Source organism: Paenibacillus sp. P4_A7 (assembly GCF_056402455.1).
This window is the reverse complement of the sequence record NZ_JBFUHJ010000009.1, coordinates 14,821-31,376: the sequence shown is the minus strand read 5'-3', so window position 1 is coordinate 31,376 and position 16,556 is coordinate 14,821. Positions and strand designations below refer to the sequence as shown.

At 45.5% G+C, this 16,556-nt stretch carries 14 protein-coding genes and 1 pseudogene; 10 read left to right on the top strand and 5 right to left on the bottom strand.

Translation table 11 applies throughout. From position 1 onward, the window contains the following. Nucleotides 1–22 precede the first annotated feature (22 nt). From AC1DWN_RS02755 to tatA, 5 genes are all read left to right on the top strand, one after another. Nucleotides 23–1,357, top strand: coding sequence for an ABC transporter substrate-binding protein (locus tag AC1DWN_RS02755; RefSeq protein WP_477557410.1), 1,335 nt, complete (start codon nucleotides 23–25; stop codon nucleotides 1,355–1,357). A 105-nt stretch (nucleotides 1,358–1,462) separates the two neighbouring features. Next, the gene (locus tag AC1DWN_RS02750; RefSeq protein ID WP_477557409.1) at nucleotides 1,463–2,371 is read left to right on the top strand and encodes a carbohydrate ABC transporter permease; all 909 of its coding nucleotides are present in this window, start codon (nucleotides 1,463–1,465) and stop codon (nucleotides 2,369–2,371) included. Beyond that, nucleotides 2,361–3,194 (top strand): ABC transporter permease subunit, encoded by an 834-nt coding sequence (locus AC1DWN_RS02745; RefSeq protein WP_475810278.1) that lies wholly within the window; start codon nucleotides 2,361–2,363, stop codon nucleotides 3,192–3,194. Before AC1DWN_RS02750 ends, AC1DWN_RS02745 begins: the two co-directional genes overlap by 11 nt. A 381-nt stretch (nucleotides 3,195–3,575) precedes the next feature. After that, nucleotides 3,576–4,307, top strand: a complete 732-nt coding sequence (gene tatC, locus AC1DWN_RS02740) for a twin-arginine translocase subunit TatC (RefSeq protein WP_477557408.1) — start codon at nucleotides 3,576–3,578, stop codon at nucleotides 4,305–4,307. Nucleotides 4,308–4,327: 20 nt separating this feature from the next. Then, complete coding sequence (gene tatA, locus AC1DWN_RS02735) at nucleotides 4,328–4,531, top strand: twin-arginine translocase TatA/TatE family subunit (RefSeq protein ID WP_477557407.1); 204 nt, start codon at nucleotides 4,328–4,330, stop codon at nucleotides 4,529–4,531. A 104-nt stretch (nucleotides 4,532–4,635) separates the two neighbouring features. Here the strand turns inward: tatA and AC1DWN_RS02730 are convergent, their stop codons facing one another. Both AC1DWN_RS02730 and AC1DWN_RS02725 read right to left on the bottom strand, forming a co-directional pair. After that, complete coding sequence (locus AC1DWN_RS02730; protein ID WP_477557406.1) at nucleotides 4,636–6,351, bottom strand: GMC family oxidoreductase; 1,716 nt, start codon at nucleotides 6,349–6,351, stop codon at nucleotides 4,636–4,638. Between the two features lie 16 nt (nucleotides 6,352–6,367). After that, nucleotides 6,368–7,147, bottom strand: a complete 780-nt coding sequence (locus tag AC1DWN_RS02725) for a gluconate 2-dehydrogenase subunit 3 family protein (RefSeq protein ID WP_477557405.1) — start codon at nucleotides 7,145–7,147, stop codon at nucleotides 6,368–6,370. 125 nt (nucleotides 7,148–7,272) lie between these two features. Between AC1DWN_RS02725 and AC1DWN_RS02720 the strand changes: the two genes are divergently transcribed. Beyond that, nucleotides 7,273–7,965, top strand: coding sequence for a hypothetical protein (locus AC1DWN_RS02720; protein WP_477557404.1), 693 nt, complete (start codon nucleotides 7,273–7,275; stop codon nucleotides 7,963–7,965). A gap of 22 nt (nucleotides 7,966–7,987) precedes the next feature. Here the strand turns inward: AC1DWN_RS02720 and AC1DWN_RS02715 are convergent, their stop codons facing one another. Beyond that, a complete protein-coding gene (locus tag AC1DWN_RS02715; RefSeq protein WP_477557403.1) occupies nucleotides 7,988–9,778 on the bottom strand; it encodes an ABC transporter substrate-binding protein in 1,791 nt (596 codons plus the stop codon). 119 nt (nucleotides 9,779–9,897) lie between these two features. On the opposite strand from AC1DWN_RS02715, the gene AC1DWN_RS02710 reads away from it, so the two are divergent. From AC1DWN_RS02710 to AC1DWN_RS02700, 3 genes are read left to right on the top strand one after another with little or no spacing between them, the layout of a single operon-like run. Beyond that, nucleotides 9,898–11,415 (top strand): DUF4153 domain-containing protein, encoded by a 1,518-nt coding sequence (locus AC1DWN_RS02710; protein WP_477557402.1) that lies wholly within the window; start codon nucleotides 9,898–9,900, stop codon nucleotides 11,413–11,415. A gap of 22 nt (nucleotides 11,416–11,437) precedes the next feature. Then, nucleotides 11,438–12,388: an alpha/beta fold hydrolase gene (locus tag AC1DWN_RS02705; protein WP_477557401.1), complete on the top strand. Its 951-nt coding sequence runs from the start codon at nucleotides 11,438–11,440 to the stop codon at nucleotides 12,386–12,388. Nucleotides 12,389–12,436: 48 nt separating this feature from the next. Beyond that, nucleotides 12,437–13,306 (top strand): metallophosphoesterase, encoded by an 870-nt coding sequence (locus tag AC1DWN_RS02700; protein WP_477557400.1) that lies wholly within the window; start codon nucleotides 12,437–12,439, stop codon nucleotides 13,304–13,306. A 709-nt stretch (nucleotides 13,307–14,015) separates the two neighbouring features. On the opposite strand, the gene AC1DWN_RS02695 is transcribed toward AC1DWN_RS02700, so the two are convergent. Next, nucleotides 14,016–15,071: a ParB/RepB/Spo0J family partition protein gene (locus AC1DWN_RS02695; protein WP_477557399.1), complete on the bottom strand. Its 1,056-nt coding sequence runs from the start codon at nucleotides 15,069–15,071 to the stop codon at nucleotides 14,016–14,018. A 180-nt stretch (nucleotides 15,072–15,251) separates the two neighbouring features. Between AC1DWN_RS02695 and AC1DWN_RS02690 the strand changes: the two genes are divergently transcribed. Continuing rightward, a complete protein-coding gene (locus AC1DWN_RS02690; protein WP_477557398.1) occupies nucleotides 15,252–15,815 on the top strand; it encodes a nucleotidyltransferase family protein in 564 nt (187 codons plus the stop codon). Nucleotides 15,816–16,085: 270 nt separating this feature from the next. Here the strand turns inward: AC1DWN_RS02690 and AC1DWN_RS02685 are convergent. Next, nucleotides 16,086–16,480: pseudogene (locus AC1DWN_RS02685) on the bottom strand (FAD-dependent oxidoreductase); the annotation flags it as partial. Nucleotides 16,481–16,556 lie beyond the last annotated feature (76 nt).

The window sequence follows — 16,556 nt, the reverse complement described above, 5'->3', positions numbered from 1 at the left end:
ATACATTGAGAGGGGCATAAAAATGAAGAAATACGGGCTAGTCTTGCTGTCTATTGTATTGCTGCTCGGCTTGCTGAGCGCATGCGGAGGAAAAGGAAATAACAATAATGACGCCTCAAAGGCAAACAAGGAAAATGCGAACAATACGCCGAGTGCGGAAGTGGCTGCTGAGTCAAAAGATCCTGTGGAGCTTGAGATGTCCGTTTGGGGCAGCGATGCCCAGGTGGCGTTGTATGACGAGCTTGCTGTGGAATACAATAAGCTCCATCCGAATGTGACAGTCAAAACTTCCGTGATTCCGTGGGCGGACTACCAGCAGAAACTGGCGATCATGGCAGCGACCAAAACCTCGCCTGATATCGTATGGATCTCAGAGCGCATGATTCCGCAATTTATGAATGGGGGCCAGCTGCTGGATATTTCGTCCGTGAAAGAGGATGCGGCTTATGCGTTCGATGATATACTACCATCCACGCTCACTGCATTTGAAAAGGACGGCAAACTGTACGGCATTCCATTCTCTACGCCGCCTCAGGTCGTTTTCTACAATAAAAATCTGTTTGAAGCGAATGGATTGAAGTCGCCAATGCAGCTTTATGAAGAAGGCAACTGGACTTACGATGAGATGGTCAAAGCGTCCGAAGCGATCTCCAAACCGAAGGAAGGGGTATATGGCGTAAAGTTCATACAAAATTCCTCCAACTGGTCCGACAATCTGATTCCATTGATTTGGGCGATGGGCGGCGAAATCTTCAACGAAGACACAACGCAATTCGCTATGAACACGCCGGAGACGGCCAAAGCGATCAATCTTTTTAAAGGACTGCTCGATAAGAAAGCGCATCCAAGCATCGGCGAGCAGTTAACTTTCGATACAGGTAAGCTTGGTATGGCGATTGAGAACGTTACCCGTACAAGCGCTTACCGTGACAAAGTCGATTTCGAATGGGATATTGCTCCGCTTCCGAAAGGCGACCATGGCGTCAAGGTGCCTATCGGCTTTGCAGGCTATTCGATCTTCAAAGACGCAGAGTATCCGAAAGAGGCATTGGAATATTTAAAATTTATAAGTAATAAGGAAAATGCAGCTAAAGTAGCCCAGTTTTTTGTGCCGCAGAGAGAGTCTGTCCTGTACTCCGATGAGTATCTGAACAAGTTCCCGTTCCCGACTGTTGAAACGATGAAATTAGCTGCGTACGATCGGTTGGCCGAAGGTATAATCCGACCTTCCCATCCGAACTGGGTCAAGATTGACGAGCAGGTGACATTAAACATGGACGCGATTTTGCTCGGTTCCGCGACAACCGAGCAAGCGTTGAAAATTATGGAAGACAGCATTAATCCTCTATTGAAATAACCCTCCAGAACGATGGAGCATTGCGAGATCGCCATATGAACAATAGGGCGATCTCGTATTTTAAAGGGAGGGTTGCGTCATATTCACAACAGGAGGTAGGCGCGAATGGCCGGAGGTAAGTCAGCAGGTTTAGCAACTATGAAATCAAAAGAAATGTGGATGGGATATTTGTTTATACTGCCTATTGTGGCGGGATATTTAATCTTTCTGTTTGGCCCGATCGTTTACGCTTTCGTGATGAGCTTTACGAATTGGTCGTTATTTGGAAATACAGCGTATATTGGTTTGGATAACTATATTTACGCCATGCGCGATGATCCCGTCTTCTGGGATACGGTCGTGAATACCGTATATTTCTCTGCGGGCTTGGTCCCGCTGAACATTGTTTTATCGCTTTCGCTGGCCATGCTGTTGAAACGGAAAATATGGGGCATCGGCTTGTTTCGGACCGCGATCTTTACGCCGGTAGTCGTTTCCCTCGTGGTTTGGGGGATCGTATGGAAGTTTATTTTCTCTACGGACGGCGGATTAGTCAATCTGCTGATCCGAACGTTTGGCGGAACGGAGATTTCCTGGCTTTTCTCGGAAATTTGGACGATGCCTACCGTTATAGTGGTCAGTACGCTTAAAGGCGTGGGCATGAACATGGTCATCTTCCTGGCCGCTCTGCACGATGTGCCGAAGGATTATTACGAGGCTTCCAAAATTGACGGGGCTTCGCGCTGGGAAACCTTTAAATCCATTACATTGCCAATGATTACGCCAGCCGTATTCATGGTAACGATAATAACCGTTATCGGTTCTCTTAAAGTGTTCGGACAAATCTATGTAATGACAGGCGGAGGGCCGGGAACAAGCACGTATGTGATGGTCTTCTACATTTTCAAACAAGCGTTCCGCTCCTACGAATTCGGTTATGCATCGGCACWGGCATTTATTTTGTTCAGCATTATCCTGGTTCTGACTTTGATACAGTGGAAACTGAGAAAGAGATGGGTACATTATGAACAATAAAAAGATAACATCCAGCCTTGCATCCTATCTGGTTCTAACAATCGTTTCCTTCATCGTGTTGTTCCCTTTTTTTTGGATGGTCAGCACATCCTTGAAGACGGAATCCGACGTGTTTCTATTTCCGCCCCAGTGGATACCCGAAGCTTGGGAATGGATCAATTATATTCGCGTGTTTACGGAAATGCCGTTTCATCTCTACTTTTTTAATAGTATGTATATCGCGGTGCTCGTCACAGCAGGCACTTGTTTCTTGTCCGCATTGGCAGGCTATGCGTTTGCCAGATTACACTTTCCATTCAAAAACGCGATCTTTCTGTTCCTGCTCAGCGGGATGATGATTCCTACGGAAGTTACGGCCATTCCTTTATTCAGCTGGATGTCAAAGCTCGGATTCATCGATACACATATTCCTCTGATTCTTCCACCAATGCTTGGAGCGGGAGGGATGTTCGGCGTATTTCTCGTACGTCAGTTTCTAATTACAGTTCCTATTGAACTGGATGAAGCAGCCAAAATGGACGGGTGTTCGCCGTGGCGCACGTTCAGGTCGATTATGCTCCCGATCTCCACGCCCGCATTGGCAACCGTAAGCATCTTTACATTCATGAATAGCTGGAACGAGTTTTTTGAACCGCTTATTTATTTAAATACGAAGGAATTGTTCACTCTGCCGATCGGCTTATCGCTGCTGACTACGGATGCCGGCGTGGACTGGCCGCTGCTGCTTGCCGCTTCGACAATAGCAACTGTCCCGATTCTGGTCGTTTTCTTCCTGGCTCAGAACAAGTTTATTGAAGGCATTGCCAATACGGGCTTGAAATAATGCGTTTTCTCCAAAAAGGACTGCCAAAGGTCAGGACAAGATCAATGGATCTTGAGGGAAAGCGAAGAATATAGCTGAAAAGTTTGGATCAAACAGACCAATCAGAACAATGATGTTTCATACCAAGTCAGATTCTATTCTTCAAAAAGAGCAATCCCTCATTGGAAAAAGTGGGGATTGCTCTTTTCATGTTCAGCGGCTGTACATAGTTAGAGAGTTAGAGATTCGCGGATAGGTTTCCCTAAATTTTAAGGTCTATTCAGTGTTTTCTAAAGATTTTGAGTATAGGAATGACAACGCATAACAGGAGGTGAACTGGTTATTCTATAAAAATGTAAGGGTTGAATTTACAGTAGAATGCATGTAATGCGAGGTGGTTTTTTGAATATTCAGGAGGATCTGGTTAACCACTTGACTGAGCTGCGTAAAAGACTGCTCATTGTATTCTTTTGTTTTATTGTTGCTATGAGTGGTGGGCTTTACGTTTCCCCAGGTATACTGCGGTATATAAAGTCCGGCTTGACCGCTCAATCGGTGGAATGGAATGTATTCTCGTTCACGGATGGTTTGTTTATCTACTTGCGCTGCGCCTTTCTGTTCGCTATTCTGTTCACGCTGCCTGTAGTGCTATATCAAACCTGGRCATTTGTGCGGCCTGGCTTAACGGAAATAGAAGCAAAAGGAACACTGGCTTATGTGCCGGTATCCTTCCTCTTATTTCTTGCAGGTGTCTCGTTCAGCTACTTTCTCGTCTTTCCTATGATGCTTGGGTTCATGATTGAAATGAACCATACAATTGGCGCTGTTGAGACTTATGGCATAGATCGGTATTTTTCCTTTCTGTTCAGTGTCGTGTTCCCGCTAGGGGTTGCCTTCGAAATGCCGCTTGTCATCCTTTTCCTGACGAAGATCGGGCTGCTCACTCCTGAGCGTTTGAAGGTTTCACGTAAATACGCTTATGTTAGTCTAGCTGTTGTCGGGGCTTGTATTTCTCCGCCGGATTTCGTCTCTCACCTGTCTGTGACGGTTCCGCTGCTGCTTCTCTTTGAGATCAGTGTACTCATCTCACACCGGTACGCCAAACGGCTTGCCGCAATGCCTTCACCTACTTGAACGAAAAAGGAGATTTGCATATGTTTAACAACATTGGCGTTTCAGGATTAATTATTATTCTGTTTATTGCGCTCATCGTGTTTGGGCCAGCCAAGCTTCCCATGCTCGGCAGGGCATTTGGTGATACACTGCGTGAATTCCGCAGCTCGACGCGGGGTATCGTAGATGAGGAGCAAACCAGCACTTCTACGGAAAACAAGGATGACGTGAAGAAGCTGAGTTAGTTTACGGTATAGAAAGAAAAATAAAAGGCCGTTTCCGAAATATTTCGGGAGCGGCCTTTTGTGCGATTTTTGAGCAGCTAGGAGAGATAGGACAGCTAGTACGATCAGACCAGCAAGCCGGCCTTATCTCTATATTTCAAGATTCCTTCGGCAGCTCGGTAGGCAAGTGCCCCAACTGTGGTCGTCGGGTTGTATCCGGCATTTTGCGGAAATGAACTTGCACCAACAACAAAAACGTTATGCGCATCCCACATTTGACTATAGGTATTAACCGCCGACGTTGCCGGATCTGAACCCATTATAACGCCTCCGGTGTTATGTGTGGATTGATAAGTTGTAATTTCATAGGGACCGAGCTTCTTCAAATAATCTACCTTATCCGCGCCCATTTCCTTCACAATATTCATACACTGCTCCGCTAAGTACTTCGCCATCTCGCGATCCTGCTCTTCAAAATCGAAAGTGATACGGATCAGCGGATCACCGTAGACATCCTTGTAGGTGGTATCTAAATCGAGAAAATGATGCTTGAATGACATGGACGCCCCTTGCGTACCTACAGATAGTGCTCGATTTGCATATTTCACCGATTTTGCCTTGAAATCAGCTCCCCAGGGTGCTGTGTCAGAGGGTGTCGGGTTGTTCTGAATGGGGCGAGAACCACTCTGAGTTAACGCGATTACGCCGCCATGGAGAAATTTTAGATCGGAATGGTCGAAGTTGTCACCGTTGAAGTCGTCGATCGAAACGCCAAGTGCACCAGCACCTGCATATGTATTGAATTGTTGATTCTCGAAAAAGCCAATAGCACTGCCCTTTGAGACCTGATAAGCGTAGTTTCGTCCGATAACCCCTTTTCCTGACGATGAATCGTAAGGCTTACCTAGATCTGACATAAGAAGTAGACGGACATTGTTGAATACGTAGCTCGTCATGACGACGATATCTGCTGGCTGAATAATTTCTTCGCCAGTCGTTACGTCGGTATACATGACTCCGGTCGCTTTGCCGCCCTTATGTAAAATACGACGAACGTTGGAATGGGTACGGATTTCGAACTTTCCTGTTTTATTGGCAACCGGAATAACGGTAACAACCGGATCGGCTTTGGCCCCATACTCGCAGCCAAATCGCTCGCAATATCCGCAATATTGGCATGCAGCTCGGGAGATTCCATCGGGATTTGTATAATTTTCCGACAGGTTGGCTGAAGGCATCATATAGGGATGCAGCTTCATACGTGTAGTTGCGTCATTGAAAAGCTGCATGGCAGGTGATTTTTTCATGGGCACGGTTGGATAAGGCTTGCTTCGCTTGCCGCCAAGCGGATTAACCTCGCCCGAAATACCAGCCATCACCTCGAATTTGTCGTAATAGGGCTCGAGCTGGTCGTAGGTTATTCCCCAATCCTGAATAGTCATGTCAGCGGGAATTTTGTTCTTTCCATATTTCTCAATCGTTTTGCTGCGGATTTCGAAATCATAGGGCAAAAAACGATACGTTTGCCCATTCCAATGGACGCCGGCTCCACCAAGTCCGTCACCAATCAGAAATGAGCCGTATTGCCGCATCGGTAATGCTCGAATTTTCTCAGTGCTGCGGAATGTGATCGTTTCCTTAGATAAATCCTGCATCATTTCGAAGCGAAGTGCATAACGCAGCTCATCATGCACCATGTAATAATCCTCAGTTTTCCGTTCTTTCCCGCGCTCTAATCCGACGACATTTAATCCGCTCTTCGTTAGCTCGGCAGCTATGATGCCCCCAGCCCAGCCGACACCTACGATGACTACATCGGTTTTTGGTAATGTTTTGGCCATAATACCCTCCGCTTCGCTAATGTGTTACCAAATGGTCTTGCAAACTGCTTGGTGCGATTGCACTAAAGTCCTTGTCGATGACGTCTGTATAACTCGCTTGATTCCCTGGGTAGTTTTTCATTCGCCATCCGTTCATGTCTAAATTACCGCCATACAACGGGTCGCTGTAGGCTCCTTCAAGCGTACTGCTGCGCAGCATTCGGAAGAAACCGCTCGCGGAAATGGTCGTCAGCTTTACAGCGTCCGTGTCGAAGGCTTTAAGAACCTCATCCTGCTGCTCAGGAGTCAATTCAGGGAAGCTCTTCTGGTATTGGGTCAAGCCATAATTGTCTAACTCACGCAGCCCTATATCAAAAATTTCCTTGCGTTTCAGGCGTCCTTGGTAGCCCTGTTCCTTTTCACCTGTAAAGAATGGGGGAGTCATATAATCACGCCCGTTGAAGCCCCAATCCCCAGCTAACTGATGATCGATGAAAAAAGCGACCCCCAGCGATTTGGCGCCAGGACCATTCTCATCCTCGGGAAAGATTCTCTCAGTAGCACTCTCGACGATCCGAAACTGGTCTTGAGTAAGATACATTAGCGCGCGGTTGTAGTTTTTTGGCTCAGCAGCCTTATTCTTATCAGGTGCCAAGGGCTCCGTCTTTTTAGCAGGCTTTTTGTTGATTAACGAGCCGAGCGCTCCGCCTACGACTATTCCGCCTAGGGCGTAACCCGTATTGACTAAAAACTTGCGCCTTGAATTGCTGCCAATCGTTTCATTGCCCTGCTCCTTCTGTTTGTCACTGGGATCCAAATGCTGCACCTCCTAGAAAGTTGTTTCGATCCCCTTTATTATTTTCCAAGAAGTCATGAATATTCATTTCATGGAAAGGGTCATGCTAATAACAAGAAATTATTTTGATGGAGGATGATAATGAAATGACTATTACCAGTAAACTGCTCGTATTTGCAGTAGCATCACTCACCTTGACGGGCTGCGCCGGTGAAGCGCCACCCTACTCGCAATTGCAATCAAAATCGGTACCCAAACAACATGCGAAAATGCTCCACAATCCTTCCGTCATTCCAAATGAAGCAGGGCCGAAGTTTCATACGACCAATGAGCATGGAAATACCACTTATGGGATGGGCACATCTGTATACAGTACGATTGGCAGCTCAGGACTGCATTCGAACGGCTTCTCCGCGCATTTGGAATCTAGGCTGAGCACACTTGGCATTTCTGACGTACGCGTCTTCGTTTTCGATGATACGGTTGTACTTGCTGCTGAGAAGCGAGAGGCATCTGCCTCGCAATATGATGGTAACCAGAAGAAGCTGCTTACCCCAATGGAAGATCAGTCAGGCAAAGAGAATTCGTCGATGTCCGGTCACACCGAAATGAAAAGCACCGATACGAGCAGTCATGATAATCTTTCAATGGCAGCGAGCCAGATCAAAACGCTTATAGGCGGGGATGTTAAAGTATTTACAGTTACAGGGAAAAAAGCGGTCAAAGCGATCGAACAGATTCGCGCTGACGCGTTAGCCAAGGATATATCCCCAGATAAAATCGCCAGCGGAATCCGTGTGCTGTTGAAGCTAGTAAAGGAAGACCAAAGAAACAGATGAGGGTGAAATACGAGTTTTAATGCTAAGTAAACCATATATCTCGAAAACGAACCCAGCCCAGCGACTCGAGTGATATACCGCGAATAGATGGATGAAATGCCGTTTTTAAATGTTTACGGTAAAGGAATAGCAAGCTATGTCGATCCTTGAGTTTTGATTCAATTCGCATGAAATGGCTCGCTCTATGCTTAGCTGCAGGCTCTGATAAAATGAGTGAAATGCTGTGCTCCAGCGTTTCATGCATATCGGGAAGCGTATGCTGTTGCATGCTTCTGAATAGATCGATGAGCCGAAGCTCTCGGTGCTCGTCCAGCATAACGGCGAAGAGCAGTAAGTCGGCTGTCATACGGGCTGTGCCTTTGAATTGTTCAGCCGCTATGAGCTTAATTTCTAGTGTGATTCCTGCTTTAACGCATATCTCTTGAATGATTCTGGCATCTGTCTCGTACTGAGGAATAGTCGCCATAATTAACTTCTCGCCGCGATAGCCTGCATCATCAAGCTGCTGGTTTATATTATAGGAATCCGTATGGATTGAAACAGCATGAAGGTCGCAGTTATCCGGCTGCGGCCAGAAGCTGTTTGCTTCAGAAATAGCATCTCCCGACAGCTTCTCCAGCAGTTCACCTCGATCAATAGCAGCATCAACCGCAGCACGTATCGCAGCATTTTTGAGAGGTCCGTCCTTCGACTCATTGATGGTTATGAACTTACAGGTCATTCCCGACTGTCTTACCTGCTGCCATTGCTCAGCCGCCATATCGGAGAGCCGAACATTATGCATCACTTGGTACGGCTGCAGCTCAGTTGATTTATCCTTCCGATTACGCTCCTCCAGCGTCCATACTTCTACCCGATCCAGAAAAGCGCGCCCCTGAAAATAAGGAGCAAATGCTTCCAGTATCCAAACGCCTTGTTCATTGCCAGCCAGTCGAAAGGGCCCTGTGCCGACAGGCTTGCTTACGAATTGTCCACCAGCAGCCTCGCAAGCATCCTGCGGAACAATTGACGCGCGATTGGATGTCAAGAAGGCGAGAAAAGTTTCGTTTGGCTGGGCTAATCGAATATGAATAGTCGTATCATCCGGCGTTTCCATAGATACGATGTCTTCGTAGACCCAGCTATATAGTCCATACGGAGCAAGCTTCTTAAGCCGCTGCAGGGAATACGATACGTCGGTGGATCGCATTTCGCGTCCATGATGAAATAAAACGCCCTTACGCAAATAAAAGGTCCAAAGCGTCCGTGAAGCATCAACCTCCCAAGCATGAGCTAAATGAGGTAAAAGCTGCTCACCCTTCGAATCCATTCGCAATAATCCGTCATATAGCTGGTTTACAAGATGCGATTCACCAGTATAATGAATCGTGGCTGGGTCTAAGGAATGGATGGTTTGGGGAAGCGGGAATCTAAGCACATCCGTTCGCCGCTGGCCATCCACCTCCGAATGAAAACCGAATTGACTGGAGAGCCAGTCCTGAAATTGCTCGCGCAGAATAGGTGAATCATCTATTCCATTCAGAAGCTCAAGTGCCGAATGTAAATCTTGTTTTTGTACCATTTCTTGCGCTTCTTGAAGAGCAATAGATTCTTTGCTCGCTACAAAAGTGAGAAGAGAACGATTGCCCCGACCTCGCTTGGGAGTCCAAGTTATCCAGTTTTCCTGCTGCATTCTCTTCAAGAGCAGCACCATATTACGGTGCGTACAATCGAGTATGGATGCAAGCTCTTGTGTCGTCGTTTCGAAGGGAATGTCTTCTTGCAGCTCTGGGAAAGAGCAGCGCAGAGTCAAATAGTGTCGACGAATTTTCATAGCTATATCTCCTTACGTACGCTTAAAATATGAAATTAGGTAAAATTAACTTACACTTTTTGTTCTTGTTTTATAGGTTACAATAAAAGGAGGATATTAACAAATAAGGAGTGAACGCAATGAGAGATCCGGCGCCATGGCAAAAACGGTACGAAACGATGCTGGTACTAGCTCTATTGTTTGGTTTAATCAGCCAATATTTATTTGTTGGAAGTACAGCGGGAGTTTCAGTCATTGTATTTGTACTTGGCTTCTATAGTCTGTTCTTTTATGCGGTAAAAGGCAGGATAGGCGGCTTTGAGAAGTGGCAGGGGCAATTCAGCTCAGGCTGGCTGCTTATGATTCCGATAGTGCTGCTGACATTGTCGTATGCTTTTTTTGCAAATAGCTTTTTCCGTTCAGTAAATGTAATGGCCCTTCTTGCATTGATTATAGCGCAAACGATGCTGGTAACACGTTCTGGAGCACAGCCTTGGCATCGGGCTAGATTTTATAAGGATATGATTGTACAAGGGGTGGCGAAGCCTCTCTCACATATAGCCGTACCTTTCAGTTTACTTGGCGGGTTATTGAAGACGGACACTAATGATAAGAAAGCTAATACCCATATTCGTAAAATAGGGCTAGGTCTATTGCTCGCCGCACCGCTTCTAATTGTCGTAGTTTCCTTACTGGCCTCTGCTGATCAAATTTTTCTTTCATGGCTGAATGAAATTCCGAATTTATTTCAACTGAACTCCATGGGAGACGGTGTGTGGCGGATAATCGTCGCAGGAAGCATAGCGTTGTATACGTTCTGCTACATATGGGGGTTGCTGTTCCGTAAGCCTAAGGATGATTCGAATGGTTTAGAGCAGCCTGCTGTGCTCACTTATGTTGAAGGTTTGGAGAAGAAGCCGAGAGAGAGATTGGAGTTTGATCCTATTACGGCAGGCACACTGTTGTTAAGCATTAATCTCGTTTACTTGTTATTTGTAGCTATTCAATTTTCTTATTTGTTCGGTGCGGCAAATGGGATGCTGCCTGAGGGTGCGGCTTATGCCGAGTATGCGCGACGGGGCTTTGCGGAGCTTGTTATGGTTGCGCTGATTAATTTAGGTGTGCTGCTATGCGGCCTGTATTTGATTCGTCCGGCTGGTAAAACAGCTGAGCTGATCCGCAAGCTGCTGCTCAGTCTGTTGATTGGCTGTACCACGGTCATGCTTATTTCTGCATACAGCAGGCTGTCTTTATACGAGGATGCCTACGGTTTTACGCAGTCACGTCTTTTGGTTCATGGCTTTATGGTGTTTTTAGGCATACTGCTTGCAGTAGCTTTAGTTCGGATATGGAAGGTGCGCTTTTCTTTAGCTAAAGTCTACATCTGCACCGCTATCGTCGCTTATTTAATTATGAACTATGTCAACCTGGATGCTCGCATTGCAGTAAATAATATCGATAGATTCGAACGAACCGGAATTATCGATATTGCTTATTTGCACACATTGTCTACGGATGCAGCTCCTGCGCTGTATAAGTTTTATGCTAAGTATCCTGATTTAGAAGGGTTAGAAGGTGTAATTAAGATGCAGAAGTCCGCTGCTCATACGGATACTAGCTGGCAATCATGGAGCGTGTCCAAGCAAAGGGCGAAGTAAGTGTTGGGAGGCGATTCCTATTATGGCGAAAATAAATCTGTTGGATCGTTGCATCCGTTCCGTGATCACAGTGCTAGGTTTTCCTCTATCGCTTTATCAGCTAGCAATTGCTCGTTATGAGCTGCAAAAATATCAGCCTACAGGCAAGCTTGTAGACATCGGAGGGCGAAAGCTGCATGTTGTTGCAACCGCAACAACAGTGGGAGAAGGCTCGCCTACTATTATTTTGGAATCGGGAATGGGCGGCTGCTCGCTGGATTGGTCACTCGTCGTGCCGGAGCTTTCGAAGGAGGCGAACGTCATTTCATATGATAGATCGGGCCTCGGTTGGAGTACGTCAACGGTGGAACTTCCAACATGCAGTCATTATGTGAACGACCTTCGAATGCTGCTGCAGGCGATTGGTGCAAAACCTCCTTACTTGCTGGTAGGACACTCCTATKGCGGGATGATTATGCGGTTATTTGCTGCTAGATATCCGGAGGAAACAGTAGGTTTAGTGCTGGTGGATTCTACACACGAAAGCAGGTATCTACCTGACCTGTCAACGAGAGAAAGAAAGGCACAGCGTAAAATAAACAGTAATGAATTTAGACTTGGGTATTTGTTATCGCCAATCGCCATTCCGCGACTATTGCGAAAGCATATTGGATCTAATCGGCTGCCAGATTCATTGCGCAAAGTGGTAGTTGCACTGGGATATCGATCAAATGCTTTTGAAGCTGTTTACTCTGAGTTGTTATGTACGCAGGAAAGCAGCGTTCAGTTGCTTAACGCCAAATCTCTTGACGCGGATTTGCCTGTACTTGTGCTGACAGCAGGTAAACAGACAAAAGATTGGATGCAAGGTCAACAGATGCTTAGCAAGTTGACTAAACGTACAAATCAAATTATCGTCGAGGATAGTTGGCATTCAATTGCGATTCATAAACCGGATGCCGTCATTAAAGCCATCAAAAGTCTATTACGATAAGAGGTGGATTCCTCTCCGCCTTTTGAAAGGAAAAGGGGTTTGCTATCAATGCGCTTAACGAAGAAACGGTTGCCATTGTATATTTTAATTGTCGTTTTTGCAAGCATTGCCTTTCTTTATTATCAGAATAACGCGATTGGTATTACTAGGTTTAAGGTAAGCTCAGATAAGCTGCCAGCCGCCATGGAACCCTACAGAATCGTTCAGCTGACTGATTTGCATAGCAAAGCGTTTGGCAAGGAACAGCAGCGATTAGTTCGGAAGGTGAATAAGCTAAAGCCTGATCTCATTGTTGTAACCGGCGATTTAGTTGATAGTAAACGGTATAACGAAGAGGTAAGCATGACGCTTATGAGGGAAATTGTGAAGCAGGCCCCTGTCTATTACGTAACTGGAAACCATGAGTGTTATTCCGAACGCTTTGAGAGTTTAGAAGAAAAGCTGGAAGCTGCAGGTGTACACGTCATGCGTAATACGAACGAGCTTCTTGAGTTTGGTTCAGGTGAAGGAAAAGGGACAATTCGCATCGCAGGTGTTGACGATCCTACCTTTTACAAAGAGGCTGACGGTGATTTTGCAGCAGTGGATGAGGAGATAACGATAGCTCTTCAGGATACCAATGACGATGATACATTTACGCTGCTTCTATCGCATCGGCCGGAGCTATTCTCCATATATCAGAAAAATAACATTGACCTGACTTTCTCGGGCCATGCACACGGCGGGCAAGTGAGATTGCCTTTTGTCGGGGGGCTTATCGCGCCAGGCCAAGGCTTATTTCCAAAGTACGACGGAGGCAAATTTGTTGAAGGCGGCTCGACAATGATTGTCAGCCGAGGACTAGGTAACAGCATCATCCCGCAACGATTGTTCAATCGTCCAGAAGTTGTTTTGGTTGAGCTGATGCCCGCTAAGTAAGTTGTAGGTTACAAAACAATCACGCCTGTTGATTAACAAATATAAGGTATCTGAAAGCAGAAATGGTTACTCGGTGAAAATAGAACGATTGGTTACAACTATCTATATTACAACTATCTATATGTCGATAGGATATTGCTTTGCATGTGATTAATCATTGGTAGCTTGGAGGCCATATTCAATTAGTGTCACAATGTGAAACTAATGAGTATCTTTATGGAAATAGAGATGGTGTAATTTCAGAATATGCAACTAATCCATCAAAAAGAGGGCATAGATCGCGCTCAACCAGCAATTACGTTCATCCGTTGACACTAAATCGTCGTTTACCCTATTGCAGCCTCATTTAGTTTCAGAATTTGAAACTACGCGGACACGCGTAAACGGCTGGGCCTTTTTCTGGCGTCATAAGCTCGTTTCATGGCGAAATATAGGAAGAGCATAAGGGTGAGACTTATACTCGCCTATATTTATACAAACCGTTTTTGAGCTCCTTATTGCTTGTTATTGGTTTCCAGTATTAGATTAATCAACAGGCTTACAAAAAAAAACAAAAAGAGACCCACAGCAACGGGCTGCGGGTCTAAAGGTTTATATATTAAAAAAGGGGGTCGAGTTCTATTATAGTCCTAGTTCATTAAGGGTTGATGAAAGTTATGTTTCAAATAGATTACAAATAAATGTAATTATTTGGGAGCTATAAAAAGTTTTATGCATTAGGTTTGGCGAACTCTTTGATCTTCTGCCACTCGGCCAGATGCTTCTCTAAATTGTTGATGAGCGAGTTGACACTGTCCATAAAGACCGCTTGCTCCCCCGGTTTAATACTCTGTAGGGATTGAAGAATTGCGGGCGATAGTGGACTATGCTCAGGAAGAACCGCGATTAGCTGCTGCAGCTTCAGTTCAACAGGTGACAACTCTATCTGAGAAGCATCAGCTGTCTCAGCCTTGTCAGTTGTCTCCGACTTGAAAGCTGTCCCAGCCTTCTCAGCTCTTCCAGCCTCATCAGCTTTTATCGGCGCTGCCTTTGGTTCAGGCGGCTTTGCTCGCTCCGCCTTGTTCTGCTCATGGGTAGACCAGGTTTCCAGAAGTCCGCTGCCAGTCTTGAAGAGAAGTTTATCCTTAGTGCTGTCTGAGATTGTTTTGTCCTTAAAGAGCTTGGCAATCTTCTTCACGTCACTAACTGGCATCTCGTCTCTCGCAATGATGAGAGCTAGTGCATCACGATGCTCCAGCGGGAGGTCCTTCAAAGGCAGCAGTTGATCTTCCGTCAGCTTGTCCTTCTTAATTTCTGTACCGCCAACGATTAGCTTCTTCACTGAATTAGCGAATTTCAAAAGCTCACATTTGTTCTTTATGTACGATTCTGGCTTGCCCAGCTTGCCCGACAGGTACTTGGTCGAGCTTCGGAATTTGGGATCATTAAGCAGCTTGTTGAACGCTTCCGCTTCCTCAATCGGGGAAAAACCTTCGCGTGTTAAATTCTCCGCTATTTGCTCCAAATAAATTTCCATTTCATCCGTTACGGTAGATACTATGCATGGAATCGTTGGGCGTCCGAGCATTTTACTCGCTTTGTAGCGGCGATTTCCATAAATAATTTTATAACGACCGTTGGTCGTCGTTCTCACCTTGATCGGAGAGAGCAAGCCGATTTCATCGATGCTTTGCATCAATTCCTGCAGTGCTTCTTCGTCAAATTGGTATCTGGGCTGGTCCGTATCCTCATCAATTAAATCGGTTATTATTTCTACAATGTCCATCTGATTTCTCCTATCGTTCGACTAGCTAGCCTGTTTAAGCGTCCGATGGGGACTTATCTATTATAGCTCACAGATGAAAATGAGCCAATGATTGTGCAAGTTAATAGACTATAAATACAAAGAATTGTATGTTAGTATCTGTCTCATGGTTAAATTTCCCACTAGGAGATGAGTTCGCAAATGCATGTGGAAGAAGATATTTTACATCTAGTTAGAGACGATGCATGGATGATGGCCATTTTAAAAGCTGCTAAATTACTGGATCTTCCGGATTGGTGGGTATGCGCAGGCTTTGTACGCTCGAAGATATGGGACACCATACATTGGTACAAAGAGAGAACACCACTCAGTGATGTTGATGTCGTTTATTATGATCCTGCGAATGTGAAGGAGTCTGAAGAACAGAGATATGAACAAATGCTAAACAGCTTGCTGCCAGGCATCCCATGGTCTGTTAAGAACCAGGCTAGAATGCATGTTGTAAACAATACTCCTCCCTACTCATCCTCCGCGGATGCCATATCGAAGTTCCCCGAAACAGCAACGGCACTAGGCGTTTCTTTAGATGAGCAACATAACCTTATTTTAACGGCGCCATGCGGCATAGACGATGTGCTCAAGCTAGAGGTAAGGCCTACTGCTTATGTTTTTCAAAATGAAGAGTGTGCTAAAGCCTATAGAAGACGATCAACGCAAAAAAACTTTAAAAGCAAATGGCCAATGTTAAAGGTTACAACCATCTGAACTGCGTTCCTCCAAGACAAATTCTCTTAGCTATCTAGAAAACGATAGAATAGGATGAATATTATGAAGCTTAGATTAGTTTTATCATCCATCAATATCTATCGTAATTAACAGCCTTGGATCAGTCTTTCCTGCCGGGCTTGATGAGAACTCTAACCCCTATCTAGAATATATTGAGAAAAATACGGGACTAACGGTGAAGGTTAATATACCTCCAAATGAAGTGTACGAGGATAAGCTAAATGTTTTTATGTCCTCAGGCAAATCGGGAGTTGCATCAAGAAAGTATGGAGCAATCAGCTGCACAACATCTCCTGAATCCAAGCTTCGAACGGTAACGGATACAATATCGTCTCCATCAACTTCTGCATCTTGAAGCACATGACGATCAAGTAGGGTGAGACGGCCGCTGTGTACGTATGGAGCAAGCATTTCATATCACGGATACCTTCGCGAAATTCACGATAGCTTCTTGTGCATCCGAACGATTCAATCCATGGATGCTCATCGGGCGGAACCGCTTGGCTCGTTAATTGTCCACGAATCCAGCTGGTCTCTTCCGTCATAATGACTTGCTTGCCTGCATTTGCTGCTGCAAGGGCTGCGGCAACCCCACCGATGCTTCCGCCAACTATGACATTATCGACATACATTTTGCGTTCCATATGATTAGTCTCCTTTGTGGTCACTTGCTCTAGATTGCTTTCATTATAGAAGTGCGCTTCATATAAAAGTAGGGTA